Below are 17,698 nucleotides of genomic sequence, written 5' to 3' on the forward strand. Positions count from 1 at the left end.
TGAATTTATTCAGTTGAAGTTGAATGTGATCAATGTCTGGTTTTAGCGTCATATGCAGGTCTAACCTCGGTCTCGAAAGGCAAGGGCAGGATAGAACACAAGCTGAGTACCCTACATAAAGAATATCCCGCCTTAGCCACGAGCATGAATAGAAGGAATCTATTCAATCACTCGCAGGGACCACTGCTAGACGGAATATAATCATGAGCAAATTTTATGTAGGTTCTGAAGTTGGCCAATTGCGCCGTGTCATGTTGCACCGCCCCAACCTCAGCCTGAAGCGTCTGACGCCTTCCAACTGCCAGGACCTGCTGTTCGATGACGTCTTGTCGGTTGAACGCGCCGGTCAGGAGCACGACAAATTCGCTCAAGTGCTGCGCGATCAGAATGTCGAAGTCTTCCTGCTGACCAACCTGCTGGCCGAAACCCTGGATGTGCCGGAAGCCAAAGCCTGGCTGCTGCAACATCAGGTCTCCGATTACCGCCTCGGCACCGCACTGGCCAACGACGTGCGCTGCTTCCTTGCCGACATGCCACACCGCGAGCTGGCCCGCATCCTCTCTGGCGGCCTGACCTACTCCGAGATGCCGTTCAGCGGCGTCAACATGGTAGTGGGCATGCACGCCCCGACCGATTTCATCATAGAGCCGCTGCCCAACCACCTCTTCACCCGTGACACCTCCTGCTGGGTTTACGGTGGCGTCTCCATCAACCCCATGGCCAAGGCCGCCCGTCGCCGTGAGACCAACCATGTGAAGGCCATCTACCGCTGGCACCCGCAGTTTGCCGGTCAAGACTTCATCAAGTACTTCGGTGACGAGGATCGTGACTACGACAACTCCACCATCGAAGGGGGCGACGTTTTGGTCATCGGCCGCGGCGCCGTGCTCATCGGCATGTCCGAGCGCACCACGCCGCAAGGGGTCGAGCACCTGGCACGCAGCCTGTTCAAACACGGCCAGGCCAAGCAAGTCATCGCCATGCAACTGCCGAAACACCGCAGTTGCATGCACCTCGACACCGTCATGACCCACATGGACATAGACACCTTCTCCGTCTATCCGGAAGTCATCCGCAAGGATGTGAACTGCTGGAGCCTGACCCCGGGCGGTGCCACCGGCATGAACATCAAGGAAGAGGGTTACTTCGTGACCGCCATCGAGAAGGCGCTGGGTGTGGATCAGCTCAAGCTCATCACCACCGGCGGCGACAGCTTCGAGGCCGAGCGCGAGCAGTGGAACGACGCCAACAACGTGCTGACCGTGCGTCCCGGCGTGGTCGTGGGCTACGAGCGCAACACCTACACCAACGAGAAGTACGACAAGGCCGGCATCACAGTGCTGTCCATCCCAGGTGAAGAACTGGGCCGTGGCCGCGGCGGCGCCCGCTGCATGAGCTGCCCGATGGAACGTGACGGCATCTAACAAGACGGCGTGGCGCCGGCAGAGGCTGGCGCCACACAGACCCCGAATCGAGATCAACCACTATGAAAAAACCAACTGTCGTCGTCGCCCTGGGGGGCAATGCCCTGCTCCGTCGCGGTGAGCCGCTTGAAGCGGATATCCAGCGCAAGAACATCGCCACCGCCGCCAAGACCATCGCCCAGATCGCCCAGGAATACAACGTGGTGCTGGTGCACGGCAACGGCCCGCAGGTCGGTCTGCTGGCCCTGCAAAACAGCGCCTATACCAAGGTGTCCCCCTATCCGCTGGATGTGCTGGGCGCCGAGACCCAGGGCATGATCGGCTACATGCTGATCCAGGAGCTGAAGAACCTGATGCCGAGCAGCAACGTCACCGCGCTGCTGACCCAGGTGCAGGTCGACCCCAAGGATCCTGCCTTCGCCAATCCGACCAAGTTCATCGGTCCCGTCTATGAAGAGGCCGAAGCCCGCGCCCTGGCCGAAGAGAAGCAGTGGAGCGTCAAGGCCGACGGCAAGTTCTTCCGCCGCGTGGTGCCGTCCCCGCTGCCCCAGCGCATCGTCGAAGGCGATGCCATCGAGACCCTGATTGCCCAGGGACACCTCATCATCTGTACCGGTGGTGGTGGCATTCCGGTGACCTGGGATGGCCTGCGTCTGACCGGCATCGAAGCCGTCATCGACAAGGACATGTCTGCCGCCTACCTGGCCAAGCAGATCAAGGCCGACGCCCTGCTGATCCTGACCGACGCCGATGCCGTCTACCTGGATTGGGGCAAGCCGACCCAGCACCCGCTGCGGGTCACCAGCCCGGCCGAGCTGGCTGGCGTCCAGTTCGATGCAGGCTCCATGGGGCCGAAGATCGAGGCGTCCTGTGAATTTGTCAAAGCGACCGGCGGCATGGTCGGGATCGGCTCCCTGGAAGATGGTCTGGCCATCCTCAGGGGCGAGGCTGGCACCAATATCGTCGCCACCCATACCGTGAATGCCTGAGTAACCGAGCAACTTTGTACTGTGTATGCGTAGTCAATAACACTGCCCAAATTGGTCTGAACAAATATAGAGAGAACTCATCATGGCTTTTAATCTGCGTAACCGTAACTTCCTGAAACTGCTGGACTTCACCCCGCGCGAAATCCAATACATGATCGACCTGGCCATCGACCTGAAGAAGGCCAAATACGGTGGCTATGAGCGCAAGCATCTGGGCGGCAAGAACATTGCCCTGATCTTCGAGAAGACCTCCACCCGCACCCGTTGTGCCTTCGAAGTCGCGGCCTTCGACCAGGGCGCCCAGGTCTCCTACCTCGGCCCAAGCGGTTCCCAGATTGGCCACAAGGAGTCCATGAAGGACACCGCCCGTGTGCTGGGCCGCATGTATGACGGCATCGAATACCGTGGCTATGGCCAGGAGATAGTGGAAGAGCTGGGTGCCTATGCCGGTGTGCCGGTCTGGAACGGCCTGACCAACGAATTCCACCCGACCCAGATCCTGGCCGACTTCATGACCATGCTGGAGCACGGCAAGGGCAAGCGCCTGGACCAGATCAAGTTCGCCTACCTGGGTGATGCCCGCAACAACATGGGCAACTCCCTGATGGTCGGTGCCGCCAAGATGGGCATGGACATTCGCCTGGTTGCTCCCAAGGCCTTCTGGCCGGAAGAAGAGCTGGTTGCCAAGTGCCGCCAGATCGCCGAAGAGACCGGTGCGCGCATTCACCTGACCGAAGACGTGAAAGAGGGTGTGCTGGGTACCGACTTCCTCTACACCGATGTCTGGGTTTCCATGGGTGAAGCGAAAGAAGCCTGGGATCAACGGGTGAAACTGATGACTCCCTATCAGATCAACATGGACGTCATCAACGCCACCAAGAACCCGGATGTGAAGTTCATGCACTGCCTGCCGGCGTTCCACAACGATGAGACCACCATGGGCAAGGAAGTGGCCGACAAATATGGCATGAAGGGTCTGGAAGTGACCGAGGACGTGTTCGAATCCGAGCACAGCATAGTATTCGACGAGGCCGAAAACCGGATGCACACCATCAAGGCAGTGATGGTTGCTACGCTGGGCGACTAAGGTCGCAGTAGTGGTGCCGGGGGGTAACCCCCGGCTTTTCGACCATGTGACGGCGGCATAATACCTCGAACCCTACGACCCGCAGCTTGCATGGATACCGCAGAAGGAAGCTGGACCATGACTAAATTCAAGTTCCCATCAGCCTACACGATATTGTTTGTGCTGATCGCCCTGGTGGCCGCCCTGAGCTGGGTAGTGCCGGCCGGCAAATACGACATGATAATGAACGACGCCCTCGGCAAGGAAGTGCCGGTGGCGGGGACCTACAAGCTGGTGGATGGCAATCCCCAGGGGATAGTCGACGTGCTGCTGGCACCCATTGATGGTCTCTACAACCACGACACCTATGAGGCAGGCGCCATCGACGTCTCCCTCTTCATCCTGATCATCGGTGGCTTCCTTGGCATAGTGACCAAGACCGGCGCCATCGATGCCGGTATCGAGCGCGTCACCGATCGGCTGCGTGGCCGCGAGGAGTGGATGATCCCGATCCTGATGGCGCTGTTCGCCGCAGGGGGCACCATCTATGGCATGGCCGAAGAGTCGCTGCCGTTCTACACCCTGCTGGTGCCGGTGATGATGGCCGCCCGCTTCGACCCCGTGGTCGCCGCCGCGACCGTGCTGCTCGGCGCCGGTATCGGTACTCTGGGCTCCACCATCAACCCGTTCGCTACCGTGATCGCCGCCAACGCCGCCGGCATCTCCTTCACCGACGGTATCTGGCTGCGGGTCGCCATGCTGGTGGCCGGCTGGCTGCTGTGCGTGGCTTATGTGATGCGTTACGCCAAGATGGTGCGCAACGACCCCAGCAAATCTCTGGTGGCCGACAAGTGGGAAGAGAACCGTGCCCACTTCCTCGGCAACAAGAGCGATGAGATGCTGGAGTTCACCCTGACCCGTAAAATCGTGCTCGGCATCTTCGTCGCCGCCTTCGCCGTGATGATCTACGGTGTGGCCGTGCTCGGCTGGTGGATGGCGCAGATCTCCGGCGTCTTCCTGGCCGCGGCCATCATAGTCGGCGTCATCTCCCGCATGAGCGAGGAGGAGCTGACCACCAACTTCATCGACGGTGCCCGTGACCTGCTCGGCGTGGCCCTGATCATCGGTATCGCCCGCGGTATCGTGGTGGTGATGGACAACGGCATGATCACCCACACCATCTTGCACAGCGCAGAAGGGATAGTGACCGGCCTCTCCACAGTGGTGTTCATCAACGTGATGTTCGTGCTGGAAGTGGTGCTCTCCTTCCTGGTGCCGTCCTCCTCCGGCCTTGCGGTGCTGACCATGCCGATCATGGCGCCCCTTGCCGACTTCGCCAACGTGGGTCGCGAACTGGTGGTCACCGCCTACCAGTCTGCCTCCGGCCTGGTGAACCTGGTGACCCCGACCTCCGCCGTGGTCATGGGTGGCCTGGCCATCGCCAAGGTACCCTATGTCCGCTGGTTGAAGTGGGTCGCCCCGCTGCTGGGTATCCTGACCCTGCTGATCGTGGTCTGCCTGAGTCTGGGAGCCATGCTCTCCTGAGTGAAGTAGCACGAGAAGACGAGTCGAATGAAACGGGAGCCTGCGGGCTCCCGTTTTTTATGGTGAGGGCAGTCAGAGCGTGGCCGCCGCGCTTGGTGGTCGGAGCGGTACTCGCCCTGAGGCAGAGGTGAAACAGCGTGGGCAAGCAAGACAGACAGTAAAAAGGCGACCCCGGGGTCGCCTTCTGTATTTGGGGGAGGGCAGTCAGCGCGCCTGCGCCAGGGTGCGCACCACGGCGGCGTGGGCCAGGCGGGTGCGGCTGATATGGCGGGGGGCGACCAGCACCACGTCGTTGCCGGCCACGGCGCCCAGGATCTCGGGATCGGCGTTGCGATCCAGCAGGCGGGCCACCACGGTCGCGGCGCCAGGGGTGGTGTGCACCAGCACCATCTGCTGGTTATGGACCACTCCGCGCACCATGTCGTGGATGGAGCGGGTGCTGCCGGCGGGCTCCAGCTGGTCGTCCACTAGCGTGTAGACCTTTTTGCCGTTGGCGTTCTGGGCCTTGGCCACGCCGAGGCGGCGAAGCAGGCGGGAGATGGTGGATTGGCTGATGTCGGCGAAGCCCCGTTCGGCCAGCTCACGGCGGATCTCTTCCTGGGTGCTGTAGCAGTGTTGGCCGATGATCTGGCGACAGGCATCCAGCTGGGCCAGGTCCGATTCTTGTTCAACGGGACGACTGGGGGTCTTGACCACGATGGCTTCCTTTGACTATGACCAATGGCTATCGAACGAAACCTGCCATCAGTGCTTTTAATAGCAAAAAACTCTGACTGTAAGGTGAGAGGCAGGGAATGAACGATGTCTAGCCGTTGCGGGATGGCAAATTATAACCAAAAGGGGAATGAGTGATGTGACAGGGGTCAAAAATGGGCCCCAGAGGGCCCAGCTGAATATCAATAACGTTCGCTGACGATGTCCTGGGTGAAGGACTTCTCGCAGTATTTGCACTTCATGCGTACCACTCCCTTCACCTCGCGCACCCGGAAGTAGCTGTCCACCGGTTCGTTGTGGGAGATGCAGTTGGAGTTGGGGCAGTGGAACACGCCCGTGATGAACTCCGGCAGCTCCAGCTGGTGCTTCTTCACCACGGCGAAGTCTTCGATGATGTTGACGGTCGCCTTGGGGGCGAACAGCGCCAGCTGGTTGGCCTGCTCTGCGGTCAAGCGGGTGTTCTCGATCTTGATCAGATCCTTCTTGCCGAGCGCGCCGGATTTCAGGTTGAAACCGACGGTGATGCGCTCCTGGGTCTCGATCAGCTGGAACAGCTTGAGGATCTTGATGCCCTGGCCGGCGGGGACGTGGTCGATGACGGAGCCGTGACGGATGGCTTCGACTTGCAGTTGGTTCTTGTCAGACATGATATTCCCCTCAGACAGTTTCATTCAGTACCAGTGCCAGCAGTGCCTGGCGCGCGTAGACCCCGTTTTCTGCCTGCTGGAAGTAGTAGGCATGGGGGGTCTTGTCGACCGCCACCTCGATCTCGTCGACGCGGGGCAGGGGATGCAGGATCTTCATGCTGGGCTTGGCCCCTTCCAGGGTCGCCAGCTCCAGCACGAACTTGGCGGCCATGTGCTTGTACTCGGTCTCGTCGAAGCGCTCTTTCTGGACCCGGGTCATGTAGAGGATGTCGAGCTCCGGCATCACCTCTTCCATGGTCTCGTGCACGCTGAACTGGATGCCCTTCTCTTCCAGCTCTTCGCACAGGTAGTCCGGCATCGCCAGCGCCTCCGGGGAGATGAAGAAGAAGCGGCAGTTGAACAGGCTCAGGGCTTGGGCCAGGGAGTGGACGGTGCGGCCGTACTTGAGGTCACCGACGAAGGCGACGTTGAGGCCGTCCAGCTTGCCCTGGGTCTCGTGGATGGAGAAGAGATCGAGCAGGGTCTGGGTCGGATGCTGGTTGGAGCCATCGCCGCCGTTGATGACCGGCACGCGGGAGAACTCGGAGGCGAGGCGGGCGGCGCCCTCCTTCGGGTGGCGCATCACCACGGCATCGGAGTAGGAGCCGATGATCTTGATGGAGTCGGCCAGGGTCTCACCCTTCTTGGCGCTGGTATTGCCGCCGTCGGCGAAGCCGATGATGTTGCCGCCAAGGCGCTGGACCGCGGTCTCGAACGAGAGGCGGGTGCGGGTGGAGGCTTCGAAGAAACAGCTGGCGACCAGCTTGTCTTTCAACAGGCGGGTGTCGGGTTCGGCCTTCAACCGCTGGGCGGTTGCGACCACCAGTTCCATGTCGGACCGGGTCAGATCCGAGATGGAGATGACGTGTTTGTTATAGAGTGGATTGGCCATCGTCTGCATTCCCTTTGACATCAATGAAGGTTTTTCGGGCACAAAAAAAAGCCCCTGAAACAGGGGCTCTTTTTAAAAATAATTGGGGATCTGTGGGTCGGGAACCGAAAACAACGGGGCCGCTCTGGTGCGCTCCACCCGTCTGCAAGGCTGTTTTCTTGTTCAAAAACTGCATCGTCATGTCCCGACCTTTTTCAAAACCGGACAGATTATAGAGTCGCTTTTCGAATTGTCAAAAATTTATTTCAAAGGCAAGATTTGCCCGTAAAAACGTTTAAGTGTCGTGAACGGGTCGGCAAACCCAGAGCTGGTGTCGATCCGACAGCGCCAAGCCATCTTCGGCCATGCTGCGCAGATAACCTAGCCTGTGATGCCCTTCCAGCAGGCAATAGGGTTGTGGCAGTGGCCGCCCGTCCGGGTAGCAGGCGTCCGCGGCGGGGGCGAGCACTATGATGGGCTCGGACCAGGTGCCCCGGCTCAGCATGTCCTCGCCGAGCCAGGAGCGGCGCACGTAGCGATTGTGGCGCAACATCTCGCCCCAGCGCTCGATCACCTCCATGTGGCGGGAGCTGATGTGGGTCACGACCTGCTCCGTGCTCCAGGATTCACACTCGAAGCGGTGGCGGGCGAGATCGATAAAGCTCCAGTTGGACTCAAAACCGCGCCAATGGCGGTAAATCCACTGGGTCAGTACGTTCTGGGGAATGAAGGGCACCAGCGGGGCGACCCGGTCTAGATAATCGGGCAGAGACTCGGTTTTGCGCTCATCCCTGAAGTTGAGTGGCGCAAGTTGTTGAAGTAGGCGGTAATTGAGCATGAGCATCCTCCTCTTGCCAACATCCACCCTACCCCCATTCGGGCGCCTTTCCTACCCAGGCAAGGCTGTAAATACAGCGAGTTACCCGGCCAGAACGGGCAAATTGGCGCGAGTTGCTCGTCATTTGTTCGATCGCATCGAAACTGAGAAAAAAAGCCTTTACCTTTGATCCCGGCTTTGTATAATTCGCCTCGTTTGTTGCAGGGGCGTAGTTCCAATTGGTAGAACAGCGGTCTCCAAAACCGATGGTTGCGGGTTCGAGTCCTGCCGCCCCTGCCATTTTTAGAGAGGCCAGCTCATTGAGCTGGCCTTTCGCATTTCTGCCTTTCCGGTTTTCTGCGGCGACCCCGCTCCGCTTCTCCTCCTGACGCCTTGGCTTCCCCTGCCTTTCAAGGGCTTGGCCCAGTTGCCCTTCGCTAGTCGCTATTGCCGCTTTCTGCCCTGTCGTTTCTGGCAGTCGTGCCGTCCGCATCCCTGTGCTACACCACATGAGCTGTGCCACGCGCTGCCTAGGGCGCGCGTGGCGGTTCGTCAGCATGGATGCTCAAGCTGTGGATTCTGGGCGTGGAGACAATGCGAGGAGATGAGTCATGAACAAGGCCGTTGAAACCCGATTGAACAAGTCCCGCCCCGGTGGCTGGGTGCCACAGGATCAGGCCCACATCACACGCTGGATCAAACGGCTCCAGCTGTATGTGGCGCAGCAACCGCGGCCGCTGGTGGCCCCCATCGCCCAGCTGCAGGATCTGGTCAGGTCGGATCCCCTGCTGCACGCCCAGGCCGACGCCATGTTCAGGGAGGCCTGGCGTCACGAGCACTTGACGCCGCTCGGACAGATCGAGCTGAAGAGCTTCGACGACTTCCTGATCCTGCTCAACGGCATCATGACCACGGCGCCCGAGGCCTATCAGGATATCCCGAGCCAGTCCCCCTCCGGGCTCATCGGCTTCCCCATCAACGCCCTGCTCGACTGGCCAATGGCGACCCGCTCCGGCTACCTGTTCTTTGCCAACGCCCTGATCAATCAACAATTCAAGAAGATCCTCGGCTACTGGGCGCAGTTTCTGCAAAGCCCGGCCTCGCGCTACGTGCTGACCGAGCCGGTCAGCCGGCTGGACAGGGAGACCCTGATAGTGCCCTGGCTCGGCAAGCTGGCCCAGGGCGAGATGATGCAGGTGGCCCGCTCCGCCCTGGGGGAGGGTGCCAACCCGACCCCGGACAGCTTCGATGCCATCTTCCAGTGCGATCCGGCGGCCGAATACCATGGCTTCGGCTGCTGGGATGAGTTCTTCACCCGCACCTTCCGCCCCGGCGTGCGGCCGGTGTCGGCGCCGGAGGACGACAATGTCATCGTCAGTGCCTGCGAGTCGGCCCCGCTGCAGGTGAAGAGCGGGGTGAGCCGCAGCGATCGCTTCTGGCTCAAGGGTCAGCCCTATTCCCTCGACAACATGCTCGACTTCGACGACACGGCGCCGCTGTTCGACGACGGCACCGTCTATCAGGCCTTCCTCAGCGCCTTGAGCTACCACCGCTGGCACAGCCCGGTGAGCGGCACCATCCGCAAGGTGCGGGTGGTCAACGGCACCTACTACCTGGAAAACCAGTACGAGGGTTTCCTCGATGCCGACGGTGCCGATCCCAGCGCCCCCAACAACTCACAGCCCTTCCTCACCTCGGTGGCGACCCGGGCGCTGATCTTCATCGAGGCAGACAACCCGAAGATCGGCCTGATGTGCGTGGTGCCGGTGGGGATGGCCGAGGTGTCGAGCTGCGACATCACGGTGAAGGTGGGGGACAGGGTGAAGAAGGGGGATCAGCTCGGCATGTTCCACTTCGGCGGCTCGACCCATTGCCTGGTGTTTCGCAAGGGGGTGGAGCTGACGTTCGACTTCCATGGCCAGAGCCCGAGCCTGGAGGCCACCAACCTGCGGCTCAACACCGCCATCGCACGGGTGAAGTGAGGATCATTCATATGGAAACAGGCCGCCTGCGGGCGGCCTGTTTGTTACCCTGCGATCAGGCCAGCGTCTTGGCCAGCAGGTCCAGATAGGCGCCTTCGATCAACTGGGACGGCTCCACACCGAGGCGCGCCATGATGTCATGGGCCTCCTGTATCCCCGCCTCGAGCGGTTCCTCATCCTCCAGCACTACCTCCAGCTCGAGAAAGTGGCCTAGCCCCTCCACCCGATCGAGATGGATCCGGGTCCTGCCGATCAGAAACAGGGTGCGCGTCTTCTGCACCCGGCCTATCTGGCCACAGGCCAGGCTGAGGGTCTCCCGCAGGCTGTCCGGCTCGCTCGTCGGAGTGACCTGATAGAAGCTCTCCTTGGGGCCTTGCCGATCGGCTCGGCGGTAGAAGATGAGCTGGCCGGCGGAGGGCGACAGGGTGCGCAGCTTGAGTCGGCCTGACTCGCAGCGAAAGAAAGTATCATCCTGCGCTATCTCGACGGGACCCTGATCGGCGATGGCGGCCGCCTTGGGGAGGAGGGCGTCGATCCGTGCGATCCTGGCCTTGATCTCGATATTTCGGGGCATGGTATGAGGGTCTCCTTGGGAACTACTGGAGTGCCAACCTATCACAGATACAGCTTGCCGGCGCAGGTGCCAGCAGGCTGAACCCCAAAACCGCCATAGCGCGGGTGGGCTAGCCTTAGCGCCCGTGCGACCCCGGGCGATCTGCTTCATTGCGCTCCGTTCTCCTCTGGGCCTGGCGGTGCTAACCGCTTGTTGACCTATCAAAAATTAAGCAATGGCCGTTCATGGTCGGGTATTTCTGGTCGATATAGTCCACACGAGGTGTGCAGGCTTTATTTGACGCCACTTATATCGCTATGAGGACATTCCATGAACCTTTCCCTTCGCGGCAAATTGCTCGCAACCAGCCTGGGCGTGGTGTTGATCACCGTCTGCCTGCTCGGCATGACCGCCTTCTATACCCTGAAGAGCCAGACCCTGAGTGCCATCGACAGCGAGGCGCGCAACTATGCCAGCGCCTACGCGGAGGGGATCGGCAAGTGGATGCAGGACAGGCGCGAGAGCCTGACCGCCCAGGTCGAGGTGATCGCCAACCACCCGGCGTCCGAGCTGGTGCCCCATCTGCAGCAGACCCTGCGCTCCGGCGGCTTCGGGCTGGCCTATTACGGCTCGGCGGAGGGGGTCATGACCCGCAACGATCCCTCCCTCAACAAGGGCAACTATGACCCGCGCGAGCGCCCCTGGTACCAGGATGCCGCCAAGGCGGGCCGGCTCATCATCACCGAGCCCTACGTCAGCGTGACCATGCAGCAGCTGGTGGTGACCCTGGCCGAGCCGGTGCTGCAGCAAGGGCGCCTGATGGGGGTGGTGGGAGCCAATCTGGCGCTGGATCAGCTCATTCAGGACGTGCTGGCGATGCGGGTGCAGGGGGACGGCTACGCCATGCTGCTGGACAAGAGCGGCCTCATCGTCGCCCACCCGAACAAGGAGCTGGCGCTCAAGAAGAGCCAGGATCTGGCCCCCGAGCTGGATGCCGGCCGACTGGTGAGCATGAGCCAGCAGGGTGGCCTGCAGGCGGTGCAGATCGGCGGGCGCGACAGCCAGATGCTGGTGCTGCCTATCCCCAACACCGACTGGCTGCTGGCCATGGTGATGCACGAGGATGTGCTGATGGCACCGTTGCAGCGCTTGCTCGGCGAGCTGGCACTCATCAGCGCTGGCCTGATCCTGGTGTTCGGCCTGGTGCTGACCAGCACCTTCAAGTTCCTGTTCCAGGATCTAGGCCGGGTGGCTGGTGCGCTGCACGACATCGCCCACGGCGAGGGGGATCTTACCGTTCACATCGACACCCGCAGCAAGGATGAGGTGGGCCAGCTGGCCCAGAGCTTCAACCAGTTCGTGGCCCGGCTGCACGGCATCGTCAGCCGCCTGCGGGACGTGACCGGCGAGCTGGCGGCCCAGTCCCGGGTCCAGGCGCAGGGCGCAGAGGCCCGCAGTCAGCGGGTGCGCCAGCAGCAGGACGAGATCGTCATGGTGGCGACCGCGGTGACCGAGATGGCCTCCGCCACCCAGGAGATCGCCGGCAACGCCGAATTCGCCGCCACCACCTCGGGGGAGGCGGTCAAGCTGGCCGTCGCCGGTCAGTCCCAGGTCGGTCAGAGCCAGCGCAGCATCACGGGTCTCGCGGACGAGGTGGCCGATGCCAGCCAGACCATCCATGAGCTGGATGCCCATGCCCAGAAGATCAGCGGCATCCTGGCCACCATCAGCGGCATCGCCGAGCAGACCAACCTGCTGGCGCTGAACGCCGCCATCGAGGCGGCCCGTGCCGGCGAGCAGGGGCGCGGCTTCGCGGTGGTGGCGGACGAGGTGCGGGTGCTGTCCAGGCGCACCCACGACTCCACCGACGAGATCCAGCAGATGATCGAGACCCTGCAGCAGACCACCAGGCGGGCCGTCACCGGCATGGAGACCAGCCGTCAGCTGGCGGGCACCAGCGTGGAGGATGCGGAGGCCGCCAACCAGAGCCTGGCCCGGATCAACGAGGCCATCGGCTCCATCAGCGACATGGCGACCCAGATAGCGGCGGCGGCGGAGGAGCAGACCTCGGTCACAGGCGAGATCAGCCGCAACACCGAGAACATCCGCCACGTCTCCCAGGAGCTGGCCGAGCAGGCGCAGGGGGAGGCGACCCAGGCGGTGGAGCTCAAGGCGCTGACCGAGCGGTTGGAGCAGGAGATAGGCCGCTTCCGGCTCTGACCCTGTTGCCAGAAAAAAGGGCAGCCCGCGGGCTGCCCTTTTGCATTCCTGTGAGTCTCAGGGGCTCTGTTTGACCCAGATGAGCCGGTCGGTGGCAAAGCCCAGTCCCTTGGCCTTGGCGATCAGTGCATCCACCTTGGCTTTGGGCGGGTTGGGGGCGCGGGAGAGGATCCACAGATAGTCGTGGTTGTAGCTGGTCACCAGGGAGAGCTGGTAGTCGGGGTCCAGATCGATGACGTTGTAGCCGCCGTAGAAGGGGCCGAAGAAGCTCACCTTGAGCCGCGCCTCGGTAGGCTTGTCCACGAAGTAGGCCTTGCCCTCGGCCTCGCGCCAGCGGCCATCACTCTGGAGGCCTCTGTTTAGTACCTTGACGCCACCGTCGTCACGCAGGCTGTAAGTGGCGCTCACCTGCTCCAGCCCCCGCTCGAAGCTGTGGTCGAGGCGTGCTATCTCGTACCAGGTACCGAGGTAGCGGTCGAGCTGGAAGCCGGTGACGGGGCGGATGCCGTCGGCGAGGCCGGTACAGGCCGTCAGCAGCCAAACGGTGAGCAGACAAAGCAGTGAACGCATGGGGGATCCCTCTCTTTTAGCCTTCGATGATGCGCAGCTGGCCGTCCCGGAAGCGGGAGGCCTGATCCGTCGGCGTGCTGCCGAAGAAGCGCTTGTACTCCCGGCTGAACTGGGAGTTGCTCTCGTAGCCGACCCTGGCCGCCGCCGCCCCCGCCTTGATGCCGTCGTGCAGCATCATCATGCGCGCCTTGTGCAGGCGAAACGACTTGATGTATTGCAGCGGTGAGGTGGAGGTGACCGCCTTGAAGTGGTGATGGAAGGCAGAGACGCTCATGTTCACCTCCCGCGCCAGCTCCTCCATGGTCAGGGTGTCGGCGTAGCGCTGCTCGATGAGGCGCAGCACGCGGGCTATCTGACCCATGTGGTTGTGGCGGTTGGCGAGTGCCTGCAGCGCCGGCCCGCCCGCCTCATGGAGGGCGTAGAACAGCATCTCCCGCACCGTCTGCGGCCCCAGCACCCTGGCGTGCTGGGGCTTGTCCATCAGCTCGATCAGCCGCTCGGCGGCGCAGAACATCTGCTCGGAGAGCGGCACCGCCAGCACGCCGCTCTGCTGGGGCGGAGGGGCGGGCAGGCTGTCTCCCAGCTCCAGCAGCAGCTCCTGCAGGGTGGCGACGTTGATCTCGATGGAGAAGCCGATGAGCGGCTGCTCGGGGGAGGCGAAGCACTCGCACTCGCACGGCAGCGACAGCGTCATCAGCAGGTAGTGGTTGGGATCGTAGCGAAACACCTGATCCGCCAGATAGCCCACCTTGTGCCCCTGCAGTATCACTATCATCCGCGGCTGGTAGAGCACAGGAGTGCGCCCGTGATATTCGGTGGTGTAGATGAGGTTCACCTGCTCCACCGGGGAGGGGGTGATGCCGGGCGCAGCGACATGGCGGGTCAGCCTGGCGGCGAGTTCGGCGTAGCGATTGGGCATGGCGGCTCCGGTAAAATATGGTGTTTTGTAGAAATAGGCAAACAATGTGCAGAATGTTGCCTTGATGGTAGGTGTTGTCTGTAGAAAAATGCAATCAACATTTTGCGGCTCAGCCGCCTCGTCAGCATGAAGGTAATGTCGATGCACAATTTCACCCTGCACACCCCGACCAAGATCCTGTTCGGCAAGGGCCAGGTCGCCCAGCTGCGCGAACAGCTCCCCACCGATGCCCGCATCCTGATCACCTATGGCGGTGGCAGCGTGGTGCACAGCGGCCTGCTGGCGCAGATCCGCGGCGAGCTGGCGGGCATGTCCCTGTTCGAGTTCGGCGGCATCGAGCCCAACCCCACCTATGAGACCCTGATGGGGGCCGTGACCCTGGCTCGCGCTGAGCAGATCGACTTCCTGCTGGCGGTCGGTGGTGGCTCGGTGCTGGATGGCACCAAGTTTATCGCCGCCGCCGCCCACTACGATCCGGCCAGGGATCCCTGGCACATCCTCGAGACCGTCGGTGGCGAGGTGGCCTCCGCCATTCCGCTTGGCGCCGTGCTGACCCTGCCGGCCACCGGCTCCGAGATGAACATGGGGGCCGTCATCACCCGCAAGAGCAGCGGTGACAAGCAGCACTTCTTCTCGCCGTTCGTGATGCCGCGCTTCGCCGTGCTGGATCCGGTGCTGACCTACACCCTGCCCGCTCGTCAGGTGGCGAACGGCGTGGTGGATGCCTTCATCCACACCCTGGAGCAGTACCTCACCTACCCGGTCAACGCCAAGGTGCAGGATCGCTTCGCCGAGGGGTTGCTGCTGACCCTGGTCGAGGAGGGCCCCAAGGCGCTGGTGGAGCCGGAGAATTACGACGTGCGCGCCAACATCATGTGGAGTGCCACCATGGCGCTCAACGGCCTGATCGGGGCCGGCGTGCCCCAGGACTGGGCGACCCACATGCTGGGCCACGAGCTGACCGCCCTGCACGGCCTCGACCATGCCCAAACCCTGGCGGTGGTGCTGCCGGCCCTGCTGCAGGCCAAGCGTGAGCAGAAACACGCCAAGCTGCTGCAATACGCCGAGCGGGTGTGGGACCTGCGCAGCGGCAGCGAGGACGATCGCATCGACGGCGCCATCGCCGCCACCCGCGACTTCTTCGAGCGGATGGGGCTCAAGACCCGGCTGCGGGACTATGGCATGGCCGACGCCGGCATCGACACCCTGCTGGCCAAGCTGGCGGAGCACGGCATGACCGCCCTCGGCGAGCACGGCGACATCGATCTGGTGCAGAGTCAGCATATTTATGAGGCGGCCTGGTAAGCGGCCGGCGCCGTATCCGGTCGACAGCAGTACCGAATCGAGGGGGCCCGAACCTGCCGCATGGCGGGGGAGCGGCCCCCTGGTCGTTACAAAAAGGTTACTTTTTTCCTTTTCGGCTCGCGAGGTGAGCCGGGAATAGATTTCGTAAGAACAAAAAACGCTAAGATAGAGGGCCGGCAAAACATTTTTTTTGACTGGTTGGATCACTTTTTCCAGCGTATTTTGCTGGTATAAGTCGCTAATTTGGTTTGTTTTTTTAAATACCCTCTCGGGATGGGCTGAATTCTGTACCGGCGCCGCCCGGGCTGCGGTTGTAATAAAACTCCAAAATTTGATACTAATCACCTTCGCGCCTGAAAAGTGGGGGCCTGACCATGACAGGAGGTTGAGGTGAAGCCTGCTGATTTTCATAACAAAGGGCCCGTGACCTGTACTTTGGTCATGCCTTGTCGGCTCAGACATGAGAGACTGGGCAATGATTGTTTATTAACCATCAGGGAATAGTCATGCAGATTGGAATACCGAGAGAGAGTCTCGCCGGTGAGACCCGGGTCGCAGCGACCCCGGCCACCGTTGAGCAGCTGAAAAAGCTCGGCTTCGAGGTCGCCATCGAGGCCGGTGCTGGCTCGTTGGCCAGCTTCGATGATGCCGCCTTCGAGGCTGCCGGTGCCAGCGTGGTGCCGAGCGTCTGGCAAGCCGACCTTATTTTCAAGGTCAATGCGCCGACCGATGCCGAGATCACACAGATTAAAGATGGTGCCACCCTGGTGAGCTTCATCTGGCCTGCCCAGAACCCTGAGTTGGTCAAGAAGCTGTCCGAGCGCAACATCAATGTGATGGCGATGGACATGGTGCCGCGGATCTCCCGTGCCCAGTCCCTCGATGCCCTCTCCTCCATGGCCAACATCGGTGGCTATCGCGCCGTGGTCGAAGCCGCCCACCAGTTCGGTCGCTTCTTCACCGGTCAGATCACCGCCGCCGGCAAGGTTCCCCCTGCCAAGGTACTGGTGATCGGTGCCGGCGTGGCCGGTCTGGCCGCCATCGGGACCGCCGGTTCCCTCGGCGCCATAGTGCGTGCCTTCGATACCCGTCTGGAAGTGGCCGAGCAGATCGAATCCATGGGGGGGGAATTCCTCAAGCTGGACTTCGGCAATGAAGATGGCGCCTCCAGCGATGGTTATGCCAAGGTCATGTCCGATGAGTTCATCAAGGCCGAGATGGAGCTGTTTGCCCAGCAGGCCAAGGAAGTGGACATCATCATCACCACCGCCCTGATCCCTGGCCGTCCCGCTCCCAAGCTGATCACCAAGGAGATGGTCGACAGCATGAAGCCGGGTTCGGTGATCGTGGATCTGGCGGCGGCGACCGGCGGCAACTGTGAATACACCAAGCCGACCGAGCTGTTCGTGACCCCCAACGGCGTCAAGGTGATCGGTTACACCGACCTGCCTGGCCGCCTGCCCGCCCAATCCTCCCAGCTCTACGGTACCAACCTGGTCAACCTGATGAAGCTGATGTGCAAGGAGAAGGACGGCAACGTCGCCATCGACTTCGAAGACGTGGTCCAGCGCAACATGACGGTGATCCAGGCCGGTGAAGTCACCTTCCCGCCGCCCGCCATCGCCGTCTCCGCCGCCCCGCAGAAGCCAGCCGCCAAGGTTGCGCCCAAGCAGGCCGAAGAGAAGAAACCCTCCAACAAGAAGTTCGTGTTCGGTGCCCTCGGCATCGCCGCCTTCGGTTGGGTGGCTGCGGTAGCACCCGCCGAGTTCCTGTCCCACTTCACCGTCTTCATCCTGTCCTGCGTGGTCGGTTACTACGTGGTGTGGAACGTTTCTCACTCCCTGCACACGCCGCTGATGTCGGTCACCAATGCCATCTCCGGCATTATCGTGGTCGGTGCCCTGCTGCAGATTGGGCAAGGGTCGACCCTGGTCACCGTATTGGCCTTTATCGCCGTGCTGATTGCCAGTATCAACATCTTCGGTGGCTTCACCGTCACTCAGCGCATGCTGAAGATGTTCCGTAAGGATTAAGGGG

General features: G+C 61.8%; 15 protein-coding genes and 1 tRNA gene. 9 read left to right on the forward strand and 7 right to left on the reverse strand.

Annotated elements, in window-relative coordinates; genetic code table 11:
* The first annotated feature begins 203 nt into the window (after positions 1–203).
* From arcA to EL255_RS00910, 4 genes are all read left to right on the forward strand, one after another.
* Positions 204–1,424 (forward strand): arginine deiminase, encoded by a 1,221-nt coding sequence (gene arcA / locus EL255_RS00895; RefSeq protein WP_042644523.1) that lies wholly within the window; start codon positions 204–206, stop codon positions 1,422–1,424.
* 62 nt (positions 1,425–1,486) lie between these two features.
* On the forward strand, positions 1,487–2,413 hold the full coding sequence (gene arcC, locus EL255_RS00900; RefSeq protein WP_042654373.1) for a carbamate kinase: 927 nt from the start codon (positions 1,487–1,489) through the stop codon (positions 2,411–2,413).
* Between the two features lie 82 nt (positions 2,414–2,495).
* Positions 2,496–3,500 carry an ornithine carbamoyltransferase gene (argF, locus tag EL255_RS00905; protein ID WP_042654372.1) on the forward strand — a complete coding sequence of 335 codons (1,005 nt, stop codon included), beginning with the start codon at positions 2,496–2,498 and terminating at the stop codon, positions 3,498–3,500.
* A gap of 117 nt (positions 3,501–3,617) precedes the next feature.
* Positions 3,618–5,024 (forward strand): YfcC family protein, encoded by a 1,407-nt coding sequence (locus tag EL255_RS00910; RefSeq protein WP_042654371.1) that lies wholly within the window; start codon positions 3,618–3,620, stop codon positions 5,022–5,024.
* Positions 5,025–5,228: 204 nt separating this feature from the next.
* On the opposite strand, the gene EL255_RS00915 is transcribed toward EL255_RS00910, so the two are convergent.
* The 4 genes from EL255_RS00915 to EL255_RS00930 all read right to left on the reverse strand — a co-directional run bounded on the left by EL255_RS00915 (position 5,229) and on the right by EL255_RS00930 (position 8,133).
* On the reverse strand, positions 5,229–5,720 hold the full coding sequence (locus tag EL255_RS00915) for an arginine repressor (protein ID WP_042042602.1): 492 nt from the start codon (positions 5,718–5,720) through the stop codon (positions 5,229–5,231).
* 200 nt (positions 5,721–5,920) lie between these two features.
* Positions 5,921–6,385: an aspartate carbamoyltransferase regulatory subunit gene (gene pyrI / locus EL255_RS00920; protein WP_042654370.1), complete on the reverse strand. Its 465-nt coding sequence runs from the start codon at positions 6,383–6,385 to the stop codon at positions 5,921–5,923.
* A 10-nt stretch (positions 6,386–6,395) separates the two neighbouring features.
* Positions 6,396–7,316: an aspartate carbamoyltransferase gene (pyrB, locus tag EL255_RS00925; protein ID WP_042654472.1), complete on the reverse strand. Its 921-nt coding sequence runs from the start codon at positions 7,314–7,316 to the stop codon at positions 6,396–6,398.
* 274 nt (positions 7,317–7,590) lie between these two features.
* Entirely contained in the window at positions 7,591–8,133 is a 543-nt protein-coding gene (locus EL255_RS00930; protein WP_042654369.1) for a hypothetical protein, read from the reverse strand.
* 202 nt (positions 8,134–8,335) lie between these two features.
* On the opposite strand from EL255_RS00930, the gene EL255_RS00935 reads away from it, so the two are divergent.
* Positions 8,336–8,412: transfer RNA gene (locus tag EL255_RS00935), tRNA-Trp, on the forward strand.
* 311 nt (positions 8,413–8,723) lie between these two features.
* Positions 8,724–10,094: a phosphatidylserine decarboxylase family protein gene (locus EL255_RS00940; protein WP_042654368.1), complete on the forward strand. Its 1,371-nt coding sequence runs from the start codon at positions 8,724–8,726 to the stop codon at positions 10,092–10,094.
* A gap of 55 nt (positions 10,095–10,149) precedes the next feature.
* Here EL255_RS00940 and EL255_RS00945 read toward each other — a convergent pair whose 3' ends face one another.
* Positions 10,150–10,668 (reverse strand): class IV adenylate cyclase, encoded by a 519-nt coding sequence (locus tag EL255_RS00945; protein WP_042654367.1) that lies wholly within the window; start codon positions 10,666–10,668, stop codon positions 10,150–10,152.
* 309 nt (positions 10,669–10,977) lie between these two features.
* Between EL255_RS00945 and EL255_RS00950 the strand changes: the two genes are divergently transcribed.
* Positions 10,978–12,867, forward strand: coding sequence for a methyl-accepting chemotaxis protein (locus tag EL255_RS00950; protein WP_042654366.1), 1,890 nt, complete (start codon positions 10,978–10,980; stop codon positions 12,865–12,867).
* A gap of 57 nt (positions 12,868–12,924) precedes the next feature.
* Here the strand turns inward: EL255_RS00950 and EL255_RS00955 are convergent, their stop codons facing one another.
* Together EL255_RS00955 and EL255_RS00960 are read right to left on the reverse strand one after the other, a co-directional pair.
* Positions 12,925–13,437, reverse strand: a complete 513-nt coding sequence (locus EL255_RS00955) for a lipocalin family protein (RefSeq protein ID WP_042654365.1) — start codon at positions 13,435–13,437, stop codon at positions 12,925–12,927.
* A gap of 16 nt (positions 13,438–13,453) precedes the next feature.
* A complete protein-coding gene (locus EL255_RS00960) occupies positions 13,454–14,356 on the reverse strand; it encodes an AraC family transcriptional regulator (RefSeq protein WP_042654364.1) in 903 nt (300 codons plus the stop codon).
* Between the two features lie 141 nt (positions 14,357–14,497).
* Between EL255_RS00960 and yqhD the strand changes: the two genes are divergently transcribed.
* Together yqhD and EL255_RS00970 are read left to right on the forward strand one after the other, a co-directional pair.
* Complete coding sequence (gene yqhD / locus EL255_RS00965; protein WP_042654363.1) at positions 14,498–15,661, forward strand: alcohol dehydrogenase; 1,164 nt, start codon at positions 14,498–14,500, stop codon at positions 15,659–15,661.
* Between the two features lie 506 nt (positions 15,662–16,167).
* On the forward strand, positions 16,168–17,694 hold the full coding sequence (locus EL255_RS00970; RefSeq protein ID WP_042654362.1) for a Re/Si-specific NAD(P)(+) transhydrogenase subunit alpha: 1,527 nt from the start codon (positions 16,168–16,170) through the stop codon (positions 17,692–17,694).
* Positions 17,695–17,698: the final 4 nt, after the last annotated feature.

The sequence above is a fragment of the Aeromonas encheleia genome, from assembly GCF_900637545.1.
Taxonomy (GTDB): Bacteria; Pseudomonadota; Gammaproteobacteria; order Enterobacterales; family Aeromonadaceae; genus Aeromonas; species Aeromonas encheleia.